Here is a 19,781-nt window from a genome sequence, read left to right on the forward strand (position 1 = left end):
GTGACTCAGGCTTTAGATTTCTCAAAACGGGAGTCACGATCTTTCTTTTTTCTGCTGTTTCCTTAACATAGCTCCTCTGGAAGTGTGTGAAAAAGCTTGCTTTTGACCTCGCTTCCTTTTTTGTTTTTGTGCCGTTTGCGTAATCACCGAACAGATAATTGCTGGGATTGGTATAAGGAATACTTAGGTGCGAAGAAAAGGAATTAAAAGCAGAGAACTCACTGCAATGGTGACAGCCATTGTGATGTCACTGGCGCTGGTACTGGTTGCTGCAACCGGTCTGCACCATACCAATATGGTGATCACCAAGCTGGAGTCAAAATCCTTGCCTGATGTGCGTGTCGCATTAGGGCTCGCAGAAGGCGTCGCACAGCTTGCCGCTTTTGCTCCTTATTCTGCTTCTATTAACCAGCCTTCCTTACTCGATGAACAGAAAAAGCGCTTTGCCACCCGGTTTGAAAAGCTGTTAAAGGTGACCCGGAATATTTCCGATCAGGCATTCCGGAAAGAGCTGGTGGGTAAACTTAAAGCCATTGAACAAAGTGCCAGCCAGCTTGGCGAGGTGACAACGGAAAGCCTGTTTTTATCTGAAGAGCTTTTGAGTCAGCGATTTCAGCTGCAGCTGTCTTCTGAAAACTCCGGGATTCAGGCACTCACAGTTAATATTCCCGTATCAGAACAGATTGATCATCTGGTGGGTCTGCTGACCAGTCAGGATGAGGCCAGACTGAACATGGCGCAAGAGGTGGTAAGCAGCCTTGCAAGTGGTGCTGAGGATGGAAAGAGTGCCCTGAAAGACTTTGTGGACTATGCCCGGGATAACTTTCAGAAACGCAAAGCGATTAAGAACAAAAAGCAGTTTCTTCTGGTTTCTATCCGTGCACAGTCTGAGTATTTAAGTGAGTTTGTAAACACTTACGTAAATGATATTCAGCAGCAGGTACTTGAGCAGCAGCAACAGGTGCAGAGACAGATTTCTCAGGTGTTCTGGAGCATGGTGGTGATGATGCTGCTGTTGATTCTGGCTGTGGCGGTCAACTACGGAATTAACATCAAAACCGTACAGGAGCTGACTAACGTTACCAACGATATGATCCGGCTGTCTAACGGTGACACCCGCAAGGTAAGCCGGTTCAGGCCAAGGGATGATGAAATTGGTGATCTGCTTAATGCCTATCAGGTGTTCAGGGCGTATACCTACCGGATCCAGAAAGTGAGCTCAAATCTGGAGCAGCAGAAGCAGCTGCTGGAATCTATCTTCGACGGCATGCATGACGGACTCAGCGTCTTCTCAAAAGAGAACAAACTTCTGGCCTGGAACCAGCAATATCTGAGTGCTCTGAAACTTGATACGAAAGAGGTGTATGTCGGTATGCCACTGGAAGAGATCCTGGAACGTATTGGTGAGCATGGAGAGAGGTTTCAGGATATCGAAGGTCATCTGATTGATCAGGTGCAATGGAATACAAGCCGTCACAGCGAAGACAGGTGCGTTGAGTGGCACGACAGTCAGGGACGGATTATTGAGTTCCGTAGCCAGCCGATGACCAACGGTGGCTTTATTACCCTGACTCAGGATCTGACCTACCGCAGAGAGACGGAGCACCAGTTGCAGCAGGCGGTTAAAATGGAAAGCCTCGGACAACTTACCGGCGGCGTTTCTCACGACTTTAATAACTTCCTCACTTCGATTCTGGGTAACCTGCAGCTACTTGAAATGCAGGATGAGCTTTCGCCACAGTCTCAGACATTTGTATCCAGAGCGATCCGGGCCAGCGAGAGTGGCCGGGAGCTGGTTCACAAACTGCTCGCTTTTAGCCGTAAGCAAGTGCTTACTCCTGAAATTGTCTGTGTGGAAGAGCTTATCAGTGAGTCAGAAGACTTACTGGAGTACAGTGTGTCAGCAGGCGTCAGGCTTAATCTTTCTCTTGCTGATTGCAGAAGCTTTATCAGGGTAGATAAAGTTCAGCTGCAAAATGCTTTGCTGAATCTGACCATCAATTCAAACGGCGCTATTGCTGAGAAAGGCGAAATTACCATCTCCACTCAGACCATCAGGGTTGAAGATAAGCCCTGGCTGAGAATTTCTGTGTCTGATACCGGTAAGGGAATCCCCGTGGAGATTCAGCACCGTGTGTTTGAAGCCTTTTTTACCACTAAGGAAATTGGATCGGGTAGCGGGCTGGGGCTGAGCTCCGTTCATGGTTATGTGCAGCAGTCCGGTGGTCAGATTGGGGTAGAATCTCAGCCAAATGAAGGCACCACCATCTGGATGCAGTGGCCGGTAACGGAAGTGCAGGAAACGGTTATGCCATCCGGCAGTGAAGAACAATCGCAATCAAAATTCAGGGGCACGCTTGTGCTGGTGGAAGATGATGAGCAGGTCGCGCAAACTATGATAGATCTGCTTGATAAACAGGCAGAGCACGTTATTCACTTTCCGGGGGCGGATATCGCACTTAACTGGCTGATATCTCATAAACAGACAGTATTTGCTGTGCTTAGTGATGTTCACCTGGTGAATTCTATGTCCGGAGTGGAGCTCAAAGAAGAGCTGAAAACCGTGCTGCCTGAGCTGCCGGTCTGTCTCTACTCGGGGATGGAAAAAACAAGTATTGAGCAGCAGTTTAACTGTACTCTGGATGAAAACTTTATCAGCAAGCCAGTGACACTCCCTGCGCTGTGGGATTTACTGAGAAAAAATGAGGCTTAAGCGGGTCGTATGAAAAAGCAGATGGTTAAACAAATACTGAGGGTTTTGCTCTGGGGACTTTTTTCTCCGGTTTGTCTGGCTGCGCCACTTAAGGTCGGAATTAGCCTGGTTGATCTTTCTAATCCGTTTTTTTCTATTCTGGCAGAAAAACTCTCTCTGTCTGTTAAAGAGAAATATGACGGTGAAGTGGAAATTTACGTGCAATCCAGTGCTTATAACCTCAGTAAGCAGATTGTTCAGTTAGAAGGCTTTTTACAGGACGACATTGACCTGATTTTTATTGCAGCCTCGGAAAGTAAAGCCATTGCTCCGTTTATTAACACAGCCCGGCAGAAGGGAGTAATTGTGGTCGCGGTGGATATTGAGTCTGAGGGGGCTGATATTAGTGTCACTTCGGATAATCATCAGGCCGGTTTCTCTGCCTGCCACTATCTTGCACAGCATTTGAAGGAGACCGGCGAGGTCGCGATTATCAATGGTCAGCCGATCTCATCAGTGATAAATCGTGTATCAGGCTGCAAATCCGCATTTGAAAAGTTCCCTGGGATAAAAGTGGTATCGGCAACCCGAAATAGCAGCGGAACATATAGTGGCGGACTGGAGAGTATGACTTACCTTCTTTTACAGTATCCGGAATTGGGTGGCGTGTTTACGATCAATGATCCAGCAGCTCTGGGCGCTTTGGAGGCGGCGGTTCAGTCTGGCAATGAAAAGATAAAAATTGTTTCAGTGGACGGTTCGCCTGAGTTTATTGAGAGCCTTAAAGAGGGCAAACAAAATCTGCTTGCAAGTGCACGTCAGTTTCCTGGTTTAATGGCAGTAAGAGCCGTGGAACTGGCCATGCAAAAACTGAATGGCTCAGCGGAGGATAAGGCCGTTGAATTGATTCCGACCAGGCTTGTTACCACTGAAAATAAGGAGCAGGTTGAAGGGTGGCTGAAATAACGCCTTTACAAGGAAATCAAAGTTCTGGTGAGCCTGATATACATTCCCACGGAGGACCATGGGAACGAGAGTTTTGCGTAACTATTCAATTATTCGATAGGTCAACTAAATCCTGAACGAGCTCAAAATTGGGAGAAATCTTTCACCTTGTTTTAGCTTTCCTTCATTCAGCCTGTGCCGATAAGTTCGGGGCGAAATTTATCGGTCTAATATCTTACTGACTAAGAAAAGGGGCATTGTCGATTTAGGAATGGCAGCGTACCGATCACTGCCATTTAGTATGATACTTTAATACTCAGTATGTTTCTTTATTACTCTCCCACAGGAGGTTAACCCTAAAAAGCCTAAGTACATAAGAACTGAGTGTGGGGTTGGGTATGTGTTTGTGGAAAACGTGAAGTGTATTTGTTCATGAGATCGACATATTGTTAATTTCATGAACATCCAGATTGGGATAATGAATGTTCATGAAATCGACATGATGTTATTTTCATGAACATATAATTAGGCTATATTTATGTTCATGAGATCGACGTGTTGTTAATTCCATGAACATCCAGAGGTAAGGTAGCCAGAATGAATCGTTTTGTAGGTCGAATAGAAGAAATTGAAACATTGCTTCAGTCATTCAATTCCTCGAAGGGGACGTTAAACGTTATTAAAGGTCGCCGCCGAATTGGGAAAAGTACGTTAATTAAAGAGCTCCCCATCAGGGATTCCAAAGTAACTTTGCGTTACCTGACATCTCCACCGCCCAAAAAGGAAGTTTCTGATGATGAAGAGAGAATCGCTTATGCAGAACAGGTGAAGCGCGAGTTTAGCCTGCCTTACACGCCCCCGCACGAAACATGGGCTGCACTTATATATTTCATAGTGAGTCAATGTAATAAGCCATACACCATTTTAGCTATTGATGAGGTTAACTGGTTAGCTAGGAAGTCTTCAGTGTCGCTTGAGCAAGTCTTATGGGAAGTTTGGGAGCGTGAATGCGCCCACAAGAGCAACTTTATGATGATTTTATCCGGTTCGCTGGCTTCATGGATGGAGAAAAATATCATTGCGAGTGAGGGCTTTGTTGGCCGTATCTCTGTAAATATGGTATTGCGTGAACTGCCACTTAACAATGTATGTGAGCTGTTTGGTGCGGGGTATAAAAAATTGCCTGACAGAGACATTATAAAGTTGCTCTGTGCATTTGGTGGTGTTCCGCTATATCTCAATCATATTAATCCTAACCTTACTGCTGAAGATAACTTACTGAAACTTGCCTTCAAGAAAACAGGGGCTTTTAACAATGAGTTTAATCAGATGTTTAATGAGTTATTTTCTGATGATAACAAGAAGTACCGTGGCATATTGGAAGCCGTTGGTACGAGTCGGTCTGCAATGACAGCACGAGAAATAGCAGAGAAAATAAAGAGGCATTACACGGGTAGAATAAACCAAGCGTTATCAGATTTATGTGAAGTCGGTTTTCTTAAGCAAGAGCATACCTGGAATACTAAAACTACAAAGTTTGGCCGAGCTGCCAAGTATAAAATTGCCGACAACTATACGGCATTTTTCTTTCGCTCAATCTCAAAGCAAAATGAGGTAGTTGAAAGAACCAAGCGTGAAAGTGTGCCTGATAACTTAGCCAGCATTTTAGGATTGCAGTTCGAGAATTTGGTCTCTAACAATACATACTACATCCTGGAAAAGCTGAATATTATCAACCCTGTGTTTGTGGGTGGGTATTTTCAGACTAAAACGCAGCGTCAAGATGGGTGTCAGATAGATCTGCTAATTCAGACAAAGCATCGTTTGTATGTCTGTGAGTGCAAGATGCTGGCAGGCAAAGTTCAGAAAAACATCATTAAAGAAGTTGAACAAAAAGTCGCGAAGTTAACTTACGATAGTACCCTAACGGTGTGTCCTGTTCTGATCCATGCTAATGGGGTTGTGGATTCAGTTGCTAAAGAAAACTACTTCAATCACATCATAGACATGTCAGGTGCCCTCAAAGCGTAATACGTTTAAAGAAGTCAGAGATCTATAAGCACTTATCCAGAACGGTCCTCAGGTTTCTGCGGTAATCGACCGTGCAACCGGTTGTAAAGAAGAGCTGGGCTACAAAATACTGTCTGGTGAAAAGCTGGATAAGAGCGTAATCACTGAACAGATAATTGCCGGGATTGGTATTATTCAGCAAATACCCAAACCCGGCATAGCAAGTAGTTAGAGAACATTCCTGCGACTATTCCGCTGACTAAGGCTAAGTAAGGAATGACTCCGGTGCTGCCAAACAGTTCAATGACCATACTAAAGGCCGCAAAATTTGGGATTGCTGACAGACAGGCGCCGGAAAAAAAGCTCAGCCACTGCCTGAATATGTGCTTGCTTACCGAATTGAAGGTGAAAATACGGTTCCCCCACCAGGTTGTTGTTGCCGCGCAAAAGAAGGCCACAGCCCTGGCCGGAATAAGCGGAACTTCCAGTAGATAGAATAAACCAGTAAAAACTAGGCTATCGACAATAAATCCCGCTCCGCCCACCAGGGCGAAGCGAAATAGTGCTGAGCTTTTTATTTTCTCCGCCAGGTATTGCGAGAGCAGCGGATAGTATGCCTTTAGTGCGTACATAGATATCTTGCGCGCCCTGACTCTGCCGTGAGCTCTTTACTGCAACTAAAATTGCCGTTATTTATCTGCGTGATAACCTCTTTCTCTTTTCCTATCAGATAGAAAGACTTGGTTGTTAGCCGGCTATCTTCGGTAAGTGGCCTGGCTTTACCCGAACTGTAAAACTGACCGGAAAACGGTCGGTGGCCGACATAATAGGCAGGAACATTCTTATCTGTGCTTTCAAACAGTACCCGATCGCTGCGTGATTCCGCCTTACCCAGGTTAAGGTAAAATACGGCGCCAATCAGCAGGACAGGAATAAACAGCGCAACTGGCTTAAACCACTTTTCATCTCCGTCTTTTAGCAAAATGGCGATTAAAATACTCAAAGCTGGTACGCCCGGAAGAACGTAAGCGGGAAGAATATTACCCGCAAGCGAGAAGAGCATTAACGGAGAAATCATCCACAGTAACAGCAGGCTTACCAGCCCCGGACGATCTTCGCTCATGGCCTTAGTCAGGGCACGTCGTTTCAGCAGCAAAACGGGCAGGATAAAAGACCAGGGTGCAGAGGAAACAAGCCAGTAAATCCAGATAGTCCCTCGTGGCTGATCATGGGCGGTGCCATACAGGTCTCCCTCCCAGCCACTAACGGTAAAACGCATAAAATGCTCACCGACGATAAAGTAGTCCAGGAATCCGGGTGTGGCGTGCTCGGCCAGAATGTACCATGGCAGCGCTATCAGCAACATCAGGCCAAATCCCTTAACCATCGGGAACCGGCTCCAAAGAGCAGCAAAGGCGCCGGAAAAACCGTGTTGCATGATTAGCCATGGCACAACAGCCAGTCCGATAATGACAAGAGCAACCGGACCTTTGGCAAGCAGCCCCAGTGCCAGCCCGGTAAATGCAGCATATCCCCATAGCCGGCCCTTAAGAGTCTGATCTGCCCAGCAGAGATAGAATCCTGCCATGCTCAGGGTAACGGAAAAGGTTAATACCATATCCGTCATTACAGCGCCTGCCGCGATTGCAAAGATGCCGCAACTGGCCATCACAATGCCCGGAATCAAAGGGTTGATTCCCCTTTTGGCGGCAAAAAATGCAACAAGTGCGATGGTTAATACTCCGGTAAGCCAGTGAGGCATCCGTACTGCAAATTCAGATGTGCCAAACAGCTTAATACCTGCCGCACTGATCCAGGCAAATAGCGGCGGCTTTCCCCAGAACGGAACATTATAGTCAAACTGAGGCGTCAGCCAGTTGCCGGTCTCTACCATCAGCCGTGCCATTTCACCGTAACGTGCTTCGGTGGTGTCCATAAGCGGATAACCGCCAAGCGATAGCAGCCTTATCAGCAGGGCGAATGCAAGCAGTGACCAGAGAAAACGTCTTGACAGGATCATGCTATATCCTCCAGACGAATCAGCTTGTCAGAGCCCGTTCTTTTAGAGAAAACCGCCGGTTTTTCGACAACTTCCTGAATCAGGTACAGGGGTCTCTGTTTGGACTCGATAAAGATACGGCCAATATATTCACCCAACAGCCCGATACTCAGCAACTGAACCCCACCTAAGGCAAGTTGCACCACGATCATTGACGGGTATCCATCCACGGCTTCTCCAAACAGCAGAGTCTTACCGACGATAAACATACTAAAACCGAAAGCACCAAGGGCGATAAGCGAACCCAGTACCGTAGCGATTCTCAGAGGACGTATGGAAAAAGAGCTGATCCCGTCCATCGCCAGGCCGAACAGTTTGAAATAGTTCCACTTGGTTTCGCCCAGATAACGGGCATCCCTCTCAAACTGGATGCTTGTTTGTTTATAACCGGGCCAGGCGAAAATGCCTTTCATATAGCGGTTGCGCTCGGGCAGCTCGTTAATTCGGTCTACCACCTCACGGCTTAGCAGACGGAAGTCACCTACATTTTCGCTGATGTTGAGCTCGGACATACCATTGAGCAGTTTGTAGAAACAGGCAGCAGAAAAACGTTTAAAAAAACTCTCTCCGGCCCGTGAGCTTCGCTGCATGTTGACCACATCATAGCCTTCCCGCCAACGCTTAAGCATAGAAGGAATGAGCTCTGGTGGATCCTGGAGATCGGCGTCTATCACCACGACAGCGACTCCACGCGACTGCTTAAGGCCGGCGCTCATTGCAGCTTCTTTGCCAAAGTTGCGGCTGAGGCAGAGATATTTGACTGGGCTGGAAGAGCCTGGTGCGGATTCTATTATCTCCCGGCTGTTATCGTGGCTTCCGTCATCGATATAGATTATCTCGCAGTTTTCACTAAGCTTATCCAGAACACGGGTCAGACGTGAATGAAATGCAGGCAAAACCTCCTGCTCGTTGTAGACAGGCACCACTACGGAGAGGATTACCGGAGGCTCAATATGGCTTTTGTGGTCAATTATTTCAATCATTACTACATACCCTAAACATGGTTTTAGGTACTATGAATCAGCCTGCGTGTAAGAAATGTCATTCACGTTTTTTCCACACCAGCCACGGATAATCAAACCAAAACACAGGGCCATTATGAAACGTATACTGCTGATTGAAGATAACCGTGAGGTTGCGGGGATTCTGTTCGACTACTTTGAAAGTATGGATATGGAACTGGACTACGCCGATAACGGTGAACTGGGATTTCAACTCGCCATGGATAACAATTTCGATATTATCCTGCTGGATCTGATGCTGCCGAGAATGGACGGTTTAACAGTATGCAACAAACTAAGAGAGCAGGGAAATAGCACGCCCGTTCTGATGCTGACGGCCCTGGATAACAGAGAGGATATGCTGGAGGGTTTTGCCCATGGCGCGGATGATTATCTGACTAAGCCCTTTGATCTGGATATCCTGGAAGCAAGAATGAATGCCCTGATCAACCGGTACCGGGGCAATGTCGCTTCATCAGAGCTTAGTTACGGTAGTCTGAGAATCAACCAGAAAACAAGAACCGCATACCGGGATGACCGTCTGCTGGCACTGAATCCAACCACTTACACCATTCTGGAATTACTTTGTCTCAGAGCGCCGGATGTGGTTACAAAGTCCGAGATTGCAATTAAGCTCTGGCAAGAGGACGAAGTAAACAACGATGTTTTACGCAGCCATATTTACCAGCTGCGCAATCAATTAGACAAACCTTTTCCCAAACCCATGCTTATTACCGTTCCTAAAGTCGGTTTCAGGCTGGAGGAATAACGGATGCGCTTTTCCCTTCTTGACCGCACGCATAGTATGACCGGGCGGCTGGCACTTTTTTTTACAGCAGCCTCTGTCATTATCGGTCTGGCAGTTTATGCCATCTTCTATGTGGCAATCATGTGGTCTGAAGACAGGGTTGGTGAAAGACGTATTCTGCTCGACAGGGATTTGGCGATAGTACAATACGAACTGGGGCAGACCGGTGCGCTAAGAATCGATTCATTAACGGTTTCCTATGATGATATACGCTATATTCCGGAGAAATTCAGGGATATGGTGGATGGAAAAACGGATTACCTTGGGGAGACCGGAACCAAGCCCAATGAAAGAATGCTTTATGTTGGTGAGCACACCATCCGGGGCGCGGTTAAAACAATTTACCTGATCAGTGATATCGATACCGTTGAGTTCAGTGACGAAGAGTTTGCCACAGCACTGTCTGTTGCGCTCACTGTTATCGCTTTGCTTCTGCTTGCCTTTGGCCTGCTGTTGTACCGGCTATCGCAGAGGCTGATCTCGCCGATTAACTCGCTCTCCGAACAACTGGAGGCCAATGCCGGTGATACTGAATCCCCCTTTGTTCTCAACCCTTCCGCGGCACTGGAATTCAGGCAACTGGCTAATCAGCTTAACCGCTATCGTGATGAGATAAACGGATTACTAAAGCGGGAGCAGGCGTTTGCCCGCTATGCCAGCCATGAGCTTCGAACACCGCTGACTATCATCCGTGGCGCCAACAAGTTATTACAAAATAAAAATCAGGCGTCAGAAAATGGGCAGAACTCTTTTCAGGGCAGGCAGTTGCAGAGAATTGATGATGCGTCAAAACAGATGACCGCCATGGTTGATGCTCTGCTCAGTCTGGTCCGTTACGAAAAACAGGGAGAGGAGAGTGAGACAAGAGCGTTCAGCAAAAAAGAGCTCTGCGCCATTGTAGACAACAATACCCTGCATACCTTAGATAAATCCATTCCGCTGGAGGTCACTGTTGAGGGGGAGCCGCTTGTTGTGGCTACTCCGGCTATAATGAACATGGTGGTTGGTAATCTGGTCCGTAACGCTATTGCGGCAACCAGCCAGGGAAAAATTGAGATAATTATGCACAGTGAGTCGTTAACGGTTCTGGATAATGGCGTGGGTTTGCAGCCCGATAGCGGCACACCAGATAACGTCAGCCATGGTCTGGGCCTGCTTATCGTGGAAGAGTTCTGCCAGCGCTATCAGTGGCAATTTAGTCTGACGAACCGCCAACGTGGCGGCTGTATGGCAAAAATAATATTTAGGGCATTCTAAGAGATAAAACCTATGAAAATACTTGTTGTAGAAGATGAGCAGCAGTTAGCCTCGCAGATTTCTTCTGCTCTGGATCAGGCAGGTTGGGTGACTGAAACCTCCTCAGACGGAATTGATGCGCTTTATCGCGCAACATCGGAAGAGTGGGATGCAATTGTGCTGGATCTGGGGCTGCCAAAACTTGATGGCCTGACTGTGCTGAAAAGCATCCGCGATGAAGGCATCAACACACCGGTAATTATTCTCAGTGCCCGCGATACCCTTCCACAACGGGTTGAAGGTCTGAACGCCGGTGCTGATGACTACCTGACCAAGCCTTTTGAGATGATAGAGCTGATTGCCCGTATCCGTGCTCAGCTAAGGCGCTTATCCGGTCAGGCTTCTCCGGTTCTTCAGCTTGGTAACCTGAGCCTTGATACAAGAGCTTCCAAAGTGTTGTGGAAAGGGCAAAGTGTTGACCTAACCGCCTTAGAATACAAGGTGGTTGCTTATTTTATGCATAACAGCGAAAAGGTGGTTTCCCGTACTGAACTGGTGGAGCATATCTACAAGCAGGACTTTGACCGGGATTCAAACACCATAGAGGTTTTTATCGGCCGGATCCGTAAGAAGATCTCGCCGACGATTATCAAAACGGTAAGAGGGTTAGGATATCAGTTAAATGCAGAATAAAATCTCCTGGTTAAAAAAGCTAAGTATTCGTCAAAGGCTGTTACTGACAGCATCGCTTTGGATTGGCGGGCTTATTCTTGCTGCCGGTGCCATTGTCCCTATTCTGGTCAATTCCTTCCTTGTTGATACTGCTAAAGCTAACTTAAAAATTACCGGTGACGAAATTATTTCGAACCTGACCCTGGACGATAAAGGCGCTCTCACTCTCCGGCAGGGTATTTCAGATCTGAGATTTAATCAGCCCCATAGCGGTTATTACTGGAGAGTGACCGGTAAAGAACAAATACTTCGCTCCCGTTCACTCCGGGACAAAAATATTGAAGCAAAGGGAAAATATTCCTACAGGCTGACCGGAAAAAACGGAGAAAAGCTTATTTTCGTCCGCCAGGAGATTACCATTCCTGAATTGCAGCATCCTTTAACCATTATTGTTGCTGCTGATGAAGACCCTGTAGAAGAGACTCTGGACAGCGTTATCGAAGGGCTGACAAGCATATTGTTCATACTGTTTTTAGGATTAATGATATTTACCTTTGTGCAGGTCAACTGGTCGCTCAGACCATTGAATAAGTTGCAAGCTGAGCTAAAGGCACTGGAAAAAGGGGAGAGGGAAGAGTTATCCGCTGAATATCCCGGAGAGATAGAGCCGCTGATCACCGACCTTAATGCGCTGTTATTTCACTATCAGGAGCTGCTGGAAAGAGCCAGAAATCACGCAGGGAATCTTTCACATTCCCTTAAAACCCCCCTTTCTGTACTCAAAAATCAAACCGCTGAATTGCCACAGCAGCAGAAAGAAGCACTTTCAGAAACGATATCCCAGCTTCAGCAGCAGATTGATTACCATCTTAGCCGGGCAAGAATGGCCGGTTCAATGAACATTCTTTCGGTGAAATCTAATCCGTGTGAACGGGTTGATGCTATCGCCAGCGCGTTTGATAAAGTCTATGCACAAAGAGAACTGGTTCTGGTTAACGAGCTGGATGATGAGATTTTTGTCGCTGTTGAGGATGCGGATCTGGATGAAATGCTGGGGAACCTGATAGAAAACAGCTACAAATGGGCGAGCTCGCTTATCCGCGTTTATTCGGAAAAAGGCACCGGGGAAGCAGCGGTTCAGGTGAAGCTTATTATCGAGGACGATGGTGAAGGTATAGAGCCGGATAAATTAGGCGAGATTGTAAAACGAGGTGTTCGCCTTGATGAATCCAGGCCCGGCTCTGGTCTGGGGCTTAATATTGTAGCGGAAATGGCGCACAGCTACCGGGGCTCTTTAAGTTTCGAGCGCTCTTCAATGGGCGGTCTTAAAGCGAGCCTGCTGTTAAATCTCAGCCGTTAGATCAACACGGCCCAGGGCCAGAGCCGGTTCAATCACTAATACCCTGCCGTCGGTGAAATAATCGTGGTTTTCATCAACGGCCACCGGCCCGGTCATTTGCCTGAACCGCCCCTGCCATCGGATACTGTCATCTATTGAGCTGGCAAGCTTATCCCTCTGCTGGTCCACATCCGCATCTATGGTATGAAGCAGCGTAATAAGCCCGGAATAAGCTGAAATTCCCAGTCCGTCATCGTAGCTGATCGCTCCAAGCCAGAGGGTTTCCTGCTCGCTTTGCACAGGAAGTTTTACCGGCCACCAGCGGATATGATTCCTTTTGCTTAACGTCCCCGGCTCCTGAAATGCCAGATGCTGAGGCTGACCATTCCAGTAAAGATCGGAAACGGGCGGCGTTTTGGTTCTCAAAAGTCCGACGTAATCTGTGATACTGATGTCATCGTAGGAGAATGTCCGGTTCTTTATCCAGCCCATTTCCAGCATCATGGCTTCGGGCGAGTCGCCGACATAAATAACGTTGATTGCCTGAGCGTTAAAATAGGAAGATTCGCCGGCATAGGCTTTAAACTCAATCTCAGAAACATCTTTGATAAGGGGAACTTCGTTCTTGCCAGCAAAATCGTCCAGTTGCTCGAAAAACAGGCTGTAGTTTAGCCCTCCGAGCCCGGCAATAAGCAGCATGCTTGCCGCCAGTCCTTTGTAGCGCATACAGTAACGGCGCGCCAGCAGATAAAAGCCTGCCACTGAGGCGATAAGTATCAGCAACGAACTGTGTTCAGAGATAAACACATTCATTCCATTAATAAATGGAAAATTCTCAATTCCCATAGCAAGAAGATAACCCCAGAAAACAAACTGACCCACACCCAGAATCAAACCAATGGAAGAATAAAGAGAGAAGCGCTTCCAGTTTGTGCCGTTCGCCCCGGCGATAAAGGGAATCACCCAGGCAACCGGCCCCAGCAAGCGGGCGGTGATAAGCACCTTTTTTTCGTTACGCTTTAGCATCAGTTTTCCCTGAGCGACTCTTCTTCGCAGTGACGGACGCTTTTTCAGAATCGCTTTCTGAATATTCCGTCCATATCTGCGACCAACAGCAAAACTTGCCTGGTCGCCCAGAAAACCACCGGCCAGAACCAGTCCGACCCCCAACAAGCTTCCTGCATACAACTGATACCCGGCTGCAATCATAAAGGGCTCACCGGGTACCAGAAGATTAGGGCCGATGAAGGCATCGGTAAACGCTCCAAGAAATAGTGACAGATTGCTAAGCATCATCTTTCCTATATTGCCTTCTGATCTTCATAGTGACCAAAGCGGTATTCGATTTCATTTTTCCGAATTTCACCAAAGAAGAAACGTCTCAGGTTTGCTTTCAGGTAAACCAGTCCTGTAGAGAACAAACCATCCTGCTCAAGGCGGCGGGCATCGAACTGGAAAGTCACGGGTATAAAGCGGAAACGGAAAGTTCGGGACAGCCTTTTCACGTAGTCGCAGTCTTCACAAAGGCTGATATTCTCATCAAAGCCGCCAACATGCTGATGAGCTCTGCGGGTTGAGAAAATACAGGCTCCCACTGCCGTCGGGAAACCGTACTGAGTTGCGAACATCCCCAGGTTAATTGCGTTATAACCAAGGCGGTACATCATAGGAAGGTTTGAAGAGCCAAGATAAACCCCTGCGACTTCAAGCCCTTTTTTATCCAACTGTTCTAACGCCTTTATAAGGAAGTTTGGCTCAAGGCAGACATCGGCATCCAGAAACAGAATTCGTTCATGTTTTGCCAGAGCAGCTCCGGTGTTGCGCCCCAGGCTGACACCACGAGTTTCCATCTTATGCACGGTCAGTTCAGGCAGAACCTCCTGATACTCTTGTGCCACTTCGCAGGTTGCATCTTCACTGTTTGAGTCCACCAGAATCACTTCAAAGTTCTGGTGAGTCTGCTCAGACAGGTCGGTTAACAGACGGTCAATTCGTTTCTCTTCATTCAGGGTAATAATCACAATACTTAACGGACTCATCGCTCTCTCCACTTCGTTTATTTGATGTAGAGAAGAATACCTGCGCCTGGCTTAACCAATACTGAGCCTGCCGTTCATGTTCCGTTCATATTGGTTCACTTAACTATGTTCCTCAACGGAAGTGCTGTCACACCTAAAGGCTATAAGGTGGAGCTTATTTGTTTAAATCTGAAATTGTTTCACCAGTTGATTTAACTCCTCTGCCAGATCCGCAATTTCTGCGCTTGAATTGCGGGTTTGATTAGATGCCACGGCATTATTTTCAGCAATCTGCTTAACATTTGTTACGTTCATGTTGATTTCCTCGGCAACGCTGCTTTGTTGCTCTGATGCGCTGGCGATTTGCATATTCATATCATTGATTACCCTAATTGCGTGGTTAATTGCCTCCAGTGCAGAGTTAGCTTTGTTTGCCTGTTTGATACACATTCCAGCTTGAGTTGTCCCCAGAGTCATTACCTCTACGGTGTTTTGAGTACTTGTTGCCAGCAGATCGATAATACTCTGGATTTCTGTGGTTGAGTTTTGTGTTCTGGATGCCAGGGAGCGCACTTCATCGGCAACAACGGCAAATCCGCGTCCGTGTTCCCCGGCTCTGGCTGCTTCAATTGCTGCGTTTAAGGCTAATAAGTTGGTCTGTTCGGAAATTTCTCGAATTACGTCTAAGATGGATTTTATGTTGATGACTTCATTTTGAACCAAATATAGCTTCTCTGACGACTGGTTTACGTATTCTGACAGGGATGTTATTGACTGAATTGCCTGTCCAATAACTTTTGAACCAGCTAAAGCTTCCTGATCTGCTTTGGATGCAGCTCCGGCTGCATTTGCGCTACTGCCGGCAACACTATGAATACTTTCCGTCATTTCGTTTATTGCTGTTGCGACCATTTCCGTTTCCTGCTCTTGCAGGCTAATGCCTTCTGAAGTCTGGCTGGTAATAACAGCAAGGTTTTCTGAAGCAGAAGATAGCGCCACACTTGCACCGGAAATGGTGGATATCATCTGTTTTAGGTTGCTTGCTGTATTTTGAACCGCGTTCAATAGCTGTCCTGTTTCATCTTTCGACGTTTGGCTGATGTTTACGGTTAAATTGCCCTTAGCGAGTTGGCTCGCAGCCTCTACAGCCTGTTTAATAGGTTTGGTTATGTTAACAGTCAGCAAGTATGCGGAGCCTATGCCCAGCGCGACAGCAATGAGAGTCAGTATTGTTGTGATTTGTACGCTTTTGTGTGTATTTGCTTTTAGTTCCGGACCAAGCTTATCCTGATCTTTCATTACTGATAGTTTTACATTTTCAACTGCTTTAGCGACTTCCGGGCCGATAATATCCAGTGTGTTAGTAATAAGATCATTGCGCTCTGCAATTAGCTTGTGGATATCATGCATTGCCAGAACATAGTTTGAATGAGCATGCTGAAATTCAGCAAGTAAACTTTTGCGCCTGCTGTCTTTAAGGTGATGAATGAGCTTTTTGATTTCTATACCAACCTCTCTGCTCATATTGATGTTGGCAACCTCAAAGTCAGCCTGTGAGTTTGTTTGAAGAAACTTAACCAGAAAAAGGCTTCCGGTTAGCATCTTCTTTTGGACATGTCCTGCATGGTATGAGACCTCGCTGTTGCCGTCGTGATGAGCCGACTCTATGATTTCGTTGATGATTTTCCTCATTTTTTCGCCGTTTGGGAGAAGTTGAGTATCATTCACGATATTTCTTTTATTGATTAGCGTTACGACTTGTCGGAAGGTATTTTCGTAGGTGGTTATCGAAGAGCTAATTTGGGATACGAGCAATGCTCGTTCCGGCTTTTGAATATTTTGCCTGGCATTGATTAAAAATCCCTGCATTTTGTTCAGATAATCACTGTGTTTTTGCAGGTCTTTATTACTTTCTGTTATCAGGTAATCTTTTACGCTCATTCGAACCATCAGCATGTTGGCTTGTAACCTGCCAGCCAGGTTCGTATCACGGGCCAGCTCCCGGTACTCGGTTATTCCGTGATCGGCCCGGTTTAAAGCCAGTATCCCGACACTTAATACAAGCGTCAGCAGTGTCAGTACAATACCGAAACCCAGACCAATTTTGGTCCTCAATCGAAGATTCATAAGCATACTGAATCTCAACTCCATCTATTTATTACTATTTTGTTAGCTCAGCAAACGTTTGCCTTGTCATTTTTCTGGATGATATGACGAATGAGATTTATTTAGTATGTAAATACTGTATTAAATTGTTTCATTGGCGTGAGCTGTATATGAAAGCGTGGGGTTTTGTTGGGTGAAAGTGCGGTTGTTGGTTGGTTTTCAGGGTGAGCTTAAAGTGAAATAGTGGCCGTTAAAGCAAAAGCCTTGCTCGGTTTTTTGCTCCGGAACAAGGCTTTTGAGTTTTTCTGTCAGTTATTGATTTAGGCTATTGCAGATTCAAGAATCTTACGGCTCTCTTCAAGGGTAATTGCGCCATGTTCGCCCAGAGCCACCAGGCCGTGACCTTCAAGTTGGCTGATCACTTCATCAATTGCTGTGGCCTTCTCTTTGTCGTGTTCTGTCAGCTGAGTTGCAACGCCAAGGCTGTGGTAGAAAGCTTCGATGGCATCAATGGTTCTTTCCGCAAGGTCTGCACCTGCTTCAAGACCGAATACATTCTGTCCCATCTGTTCCAGTTTCGCTCTTTTCGCTTCAATCTGATTGCGGTACAAAGATGGCTGAATGATTGCCAGTGAGCGGCCATGAGCAACACCATAAAGTGCCGTCAGTTCGTGGCCAATCATATGAGTTGCCCAGTCATGTTTCACGCCTGCGCCGATCAAACCATTAAGTGCCTGGTTTGCTGTCCACATCAGGTTGGCACGCCAGCTGTCATCGCGTTCCCCAAGAGTCTTGCCAAGCTTCAGAAGGTTTTTCAGCAGTGTTTCTGCATAGCCATCCTGAACCATGATATCAGCTTGCTGAGTGGTTACGTACTGCTCACAGGTATGAACCCAGGCGTCAACGATGCCGTTTTGTAGCTGGTTTTCCGGCAGAGACTTCATAGTGTCCGGATCCATTACCGCAAAGCGGGGCTGAACGGCAGGCGCCATAAATGCCAGTTTATCTTTGGTTGCAGCTTTGGTGATTACTGCGCCGGAGTTAGACTCTGAACCGGTTGCTGGCAGGGTAAGTACAGCTGCAAGTGGCACCGCTTCTGTCACTTTGTGCTTGCCGATCAGGATATCCCAGCCGTCACCATCGTATTTTGCTGCCGCAACAGCGTATTTTGAACCGTCGATAACCGAACCACCGCCTACAGCCAGTACAAAATCGATCTTTTCGTTTTTAATGATTTCCACTGCTTTATTCATTGTTTCTGCGGTCGGGTTTGGCTCAACGCCAGAAAACTCCATCCATTTGTGACCCGCCAGTGCCTCAGCTACCTGATCGTAAACACCATTCTTTTTAATAGATCCGCCACCGTAGATAACCAGTACTTTGTTATCTGCAGGAATTTGTTCTTTTATTGCTGCAATCTGTCCCTGTCCAAACAGGATTGTTGTTGAGTTGCCATAGGTAAATTGCATCACTGTTCTCCGTTATTGTTTTCGTTCCGATAAAGTTTATATATCGGTGCTTGAAAGTACTATTGCATAATAGTAGTCAATTAACTTTATTTGTAGCCACATTTCTTTCTGTTTCTTGCCTAAAATTATCATTTTTGCTAGTTTCCCTATCAACGCAGGAGGATTGCCGTGAAACAGATAGCAAAATACATGAACGCCTATGTTGAGAAAAAACAGCTTCAGGAGCTGGAAGGAATGGTGGAAACGGCGGTATCCGGCGTGAAGTTTTACCGTTCTTCACAGGCTGCAAAAAGGATTCCTCTGATGTATCAGTCAGGCATCATTCTTATGGGTCAAGGATATAAAAACATTTATCTTGGTGAGCATAAGATGAGTTACGGGCCGGGTGACTACGTGGTCCTGGGCGTTCCGCTTCCTCTTGAGTGCGATACCAAAGTGGAAGACGGTAAACCTATCCTGGGTATTACTATCGATGTATTACCAAAGATGCTGCACTCGGTAATTAACCATATCCAGCAACACGAGGCGGTCTCCGGCAGCGGGAAGAACAGCGAACTGCTTGGTGTTCAGTGTGTATGTTTATCCGATCCCCTTGAGGAGGCTTTTCTAAGGCTGATTAAAGCTCTGGGCAACGATGCAGAAGCGGAGTTTCTCGGAGAGAGCATAGTAAGGGAAATCGTCTACCGGGTGGTGAAGGGGCCTATGGGTCATATCCTTTATGAACGGGCTAACGTTGACGGTAACTATGCCAAAGTGGCGAAAGCGCTGGATATTGTCCACTCGCACTTTGCCGACTCTATCACGGTGGAAAATCTGGCCGATGAAATACATATGAGCATTCCGGCTTTCCACCGGGCTTTTAAGCAGGTGACGGCAGAATCGCCTTTACAATATCTAAAGAAAGTCAGGCTGACCAAAGCCAGAGAGCTGATTATCGCAGAAGGCCTGCGCGCCGCTGATGCAGCCCGCAAGGTAGGCTACAACAGTCCCTCACAATTTAGCAGAGAATTTAAGCGTCACTTTAGTTACTCTCCGAAAGAGAGTTTTGCCCGGGCTTCTTAAAAAGCTCTGCGAGAGGGCAGAGCTTAAACAGGCTACAAAAGTGGAGTGAGAACTTATGCTTTACAGTATACGCGCGCTTCGCGTGGGCTGTAGATACCGAAAGTCACCACTTCCAGCAGGCCATTCACAAAGGTTTTTTGCACTTCTACTTTGGCAACCTTGTCAGCGCCGTGGCAGATAGCAGCAGCATCGAGCTCTTTTTTCTGAGTCAGACCGTCAATAAAGAAGTGCTGCGATTCGGTTAGCGTAGGCTCACTTTCCTGAGGAGCCATTACAAAAGTTTGTTGTGCACAGCCGGTCACCACAACAGAAAGCGCAGCCATTAGCAGTAGTTTTTTCATCGTATCTCCTGAATATCTTAGCG

The 19,781-nt window shown here is 46.7% G+C and carries 16 protein-coding genes; 8 read left to right on the forward strand and 8 right to left on the reverse strand.

Annotated elements, in window-relative coordinates:
* Positions 1-187 precede the first annotated feature (187 nt).
* The 3 genes from L3Q72_RS20480 to L3Q72_RS20490 all read left to right on the forward strand — a co-directional run bounded on the left by L3Q72_RS20480 (position 188) and on the right by L3Q72_RS20490 (position 5,668).
* Positions 188-2,713 carry a PAS-domain containing protein gene (locus tag L3Q72_RS20480; protein ID WP_275132403.1) on the forward strand — a complete coding sequence of 842 codons (2,526 nt, stop codon included), beginning with the start codon at positions 188-190 and terminating at the stop codon, positions 2,711-2,713.
* Between the two features lie 9 nt (positions 2,714-2,722).
* Positions 2,723-3,658, forward strand: coding sequence for a substrate-binding domain-containing protein (locus L3Q72_RS20485; RefSeq protein WP_275132404.1), 936 nt, complete (start codon positions 2,723-2,725; stop codon positions 3,656-3,658).
* A 576-nt stretch (positions 3,659-4,234) separates the two neighbouring features.
* The gene (locus L3Q72_RS20490; RefSeq protein ID WP_275132405.1) at positions 4,235-5,668 is read left to right on the forward strand and encodes a hypothetical protein; all 1,434 of its coding nucleotides are present in this window, start codon (positions 4,235-4,237) and stop codon (positions 5,666-5,668) included.
* A gap of 170 nt (positions 5,669-5,838) precedes the next feature.
* Here L3Q72_RS20490 and L3Q72_RS20495 read toward each other — a convergent pair whose 3' ends face one another.
* The 3 genes from L3Q72_RS20495 to L3Q72_RS20505 are packed head-to-tail and all read right to left on the reverse strand — an operon-like array spanning position 5,839 to position 8,689.
* Positions 5,839-6,279 carry a GtrA family protein gene (locus tag L3Q72_RS20495; RefSeq protein ID WP_275132406.1) on the reverse strand — a complete coding sequence of 147 codons (441 nt, stop codon included), beginning with the start codon at positions 6,277-6,279 and terminating at the stop codon, positions 5,839-5,841.
* Positions 6,267-7,667: a glycosyltransferase family 39 protein gene (locus L3Q72_RS20500; protein WP_275132407.1), complete on the reverse strand. Its 1,401-nt coding sequence runs from the start codon at positions 7,665-7,667 to the stop codon at positions 6,267-6,269. The genes L3Q72_RS20495 and L3Q72_RS20500 overlap by 13 nt, the downstream gene beginning before the upstream one ends.
* Positions 7,664-8,689 (reverse strand): glycosyltransferase family 2 protein, encoded by a 1,026-nt coding sequence (locus L3Q72_RS20505; protein ID WP_275132408.1) that lies wholly within the window; start codon positions 8,687-8,689, stop codon positions 7,664-7,666. Before L3Q72_RS20505 ends, L3Q72_RS20500 begins: the two co-directional genes overlap by 4 nt.
* A gap of 115 nt (positions 8,690-8,804) precedes the next feature.
* Between L3Q72_RS20505 and L3Q72_RS20510 the strand changes: the two genes are divergently transcribed.
* Genes L3Q72_RS20510 through L3Q72_RS20525 form a run of 4 tightly spaced genes read left to right on the forward strand, consistent with a single transcriptional unit; the run spans position 8,805 to position 12,783 of the window.
* Complete coding sequence (locus tag L3Q72_RS20510) at positions 8,805-9,476, forward strand: response regulator transcription factor (protein WP_275132409.1); 672 nt, start codon at positions 8,805-8,807, stop codon at positions 9,474-9,476.
* A gap of 3 nt (positions 9,477-9,479) precedes the next feature.
* The gene (locus L3Q72_RS20515; RefSeq protein WP_275132410.1) at positions 9,480-10,772 is read left to right on the forward strand and encodes a HAMP domain-containing sensor histidine kinase; all 1,293 of its coding nucleotides are present in this window, start codon (positions 9,480-9,482) and stop codon (positions 10,770-10,772) included.
* Between the two features lie 12 nt (positions 10,773-10,784).
* Complete coding sequence (locus L3Q72_RS20520) at positions 10,785-11,444, forward strand: response regulator transcription factor (RefSeq protein ID WP_275132411.1); 660 nt, start codon at positions 10,785-10,787, stop codon at positions 11,442-11,444.
* A complete protein-coding gene (locus L3Q72_RS20525; protein ID WP_275132412.1) occupies positions 11,434-12,783 on the forward strand; it encodes an ATP-binding protein in 1,350 nt (449 codons plus the stop codon). Before L3Q72_RS20520 ends, L3Q72_RS20525 begins: the two co-directional genes overlap by 11 nt.
* Here L3Q72_RS20525 and L3Q72_RS20530 read toward each other — a convergent pair.
* From L3Q72_RS20530 to L3Q72_RS20545, 4 genes are all read right to left on the reverse strand, one after another.
* Entirely contained in the window at positions 12,766-14,055 is a 1,290-nt protein-coding gene (locus tag L3Q72_RS20530) for an LssY C-terminal domain-containing protein (RefSeq protein ID WP_275132413.1), read from the reverse strand. The two genes, L3Q72_RS20525 and L3Q72_RS20530, sit on opposite strands and share 18 nt — an antisense overlap.
* A gap of 8 nt (positions 14,056-14,063) precedes the next feature.
* Positions 14,064-14,801, reverse strand: a complete 738-nt coding sequence (locus L3Q72_RS20535) for a glycosyltransferase (RefSeq protein ID WP_275132414.1) — start codon at positions 14,799-14,801, stop codon at positions 14,064-14,066.
* A 162-nt stretch (positions 14,802-14,963) separates the two neighbouring features.
* Entirely contained in the window at positions 14,964-16,913 is a 1,950-nt protein-coding gene (locus L3Q72_RS20540; RefSeq protein WP_275132415.1) for a methyl-accepting chemotaxis protein, read from the reverse strand.
* A gap of 293 nt (positions 16,914-17,206) precedes the next feature.
* Positions 17,207-18,355, reverse strand: coding sequence for an iron-containing alcohol dehydrogenase (locus tag L3Q72_RS20545; protein ID WP_275132416.1), 1,149 nt, complete (start codon positions 18,353-18,355; stop codon positions 17,207-17,209).
* A 168-nt stretch (positions 18,356-18,523) separates the two neighbouring features.
* Between L3Q72_RS20545 and L3Q72_RS20550 the strand changes: the two genes are divergently transcribed.
* Positions 18,524-19,417: an AraC family transcriptional regulator gene (locus L3Q72_RS20550; protein WP_275132417.1), complete on the forward strand. Its 894-nt coding sequence runs from the start codon at positions 18,524-18,526 to the stop codon at positions 19,415-19,417.
* A 53-nt stretch (positions 19,418-19,470) separates the two neighbouring features.
* Here L3Q72_RS20550 and L3Q72_RS20555 read toward each other — a convergent pair whose 3' ends face one another.
* On the reverse strand, positions 19,471-19,758 hold the full coding sequence (locus L3Q72_RS20555; protein ID WP_275132418.1) for a Bor family protein: 288 nt from the start codon (positions 19,756-19,758) through the stop codon (positions 19,471-19,473).
* Positions 19,759-19,781: the final 23 nt, after the last annotated feature.

The sequence above is a fragment of the Vibrio sp. JC009 genome, from assembly GCF_029016485.1.
Classification (GTDB): Bacteria; Pseudomonadota; Gammaproteobacteria; order Enterobacterales; family Vibrionaceae; genus Vibrio.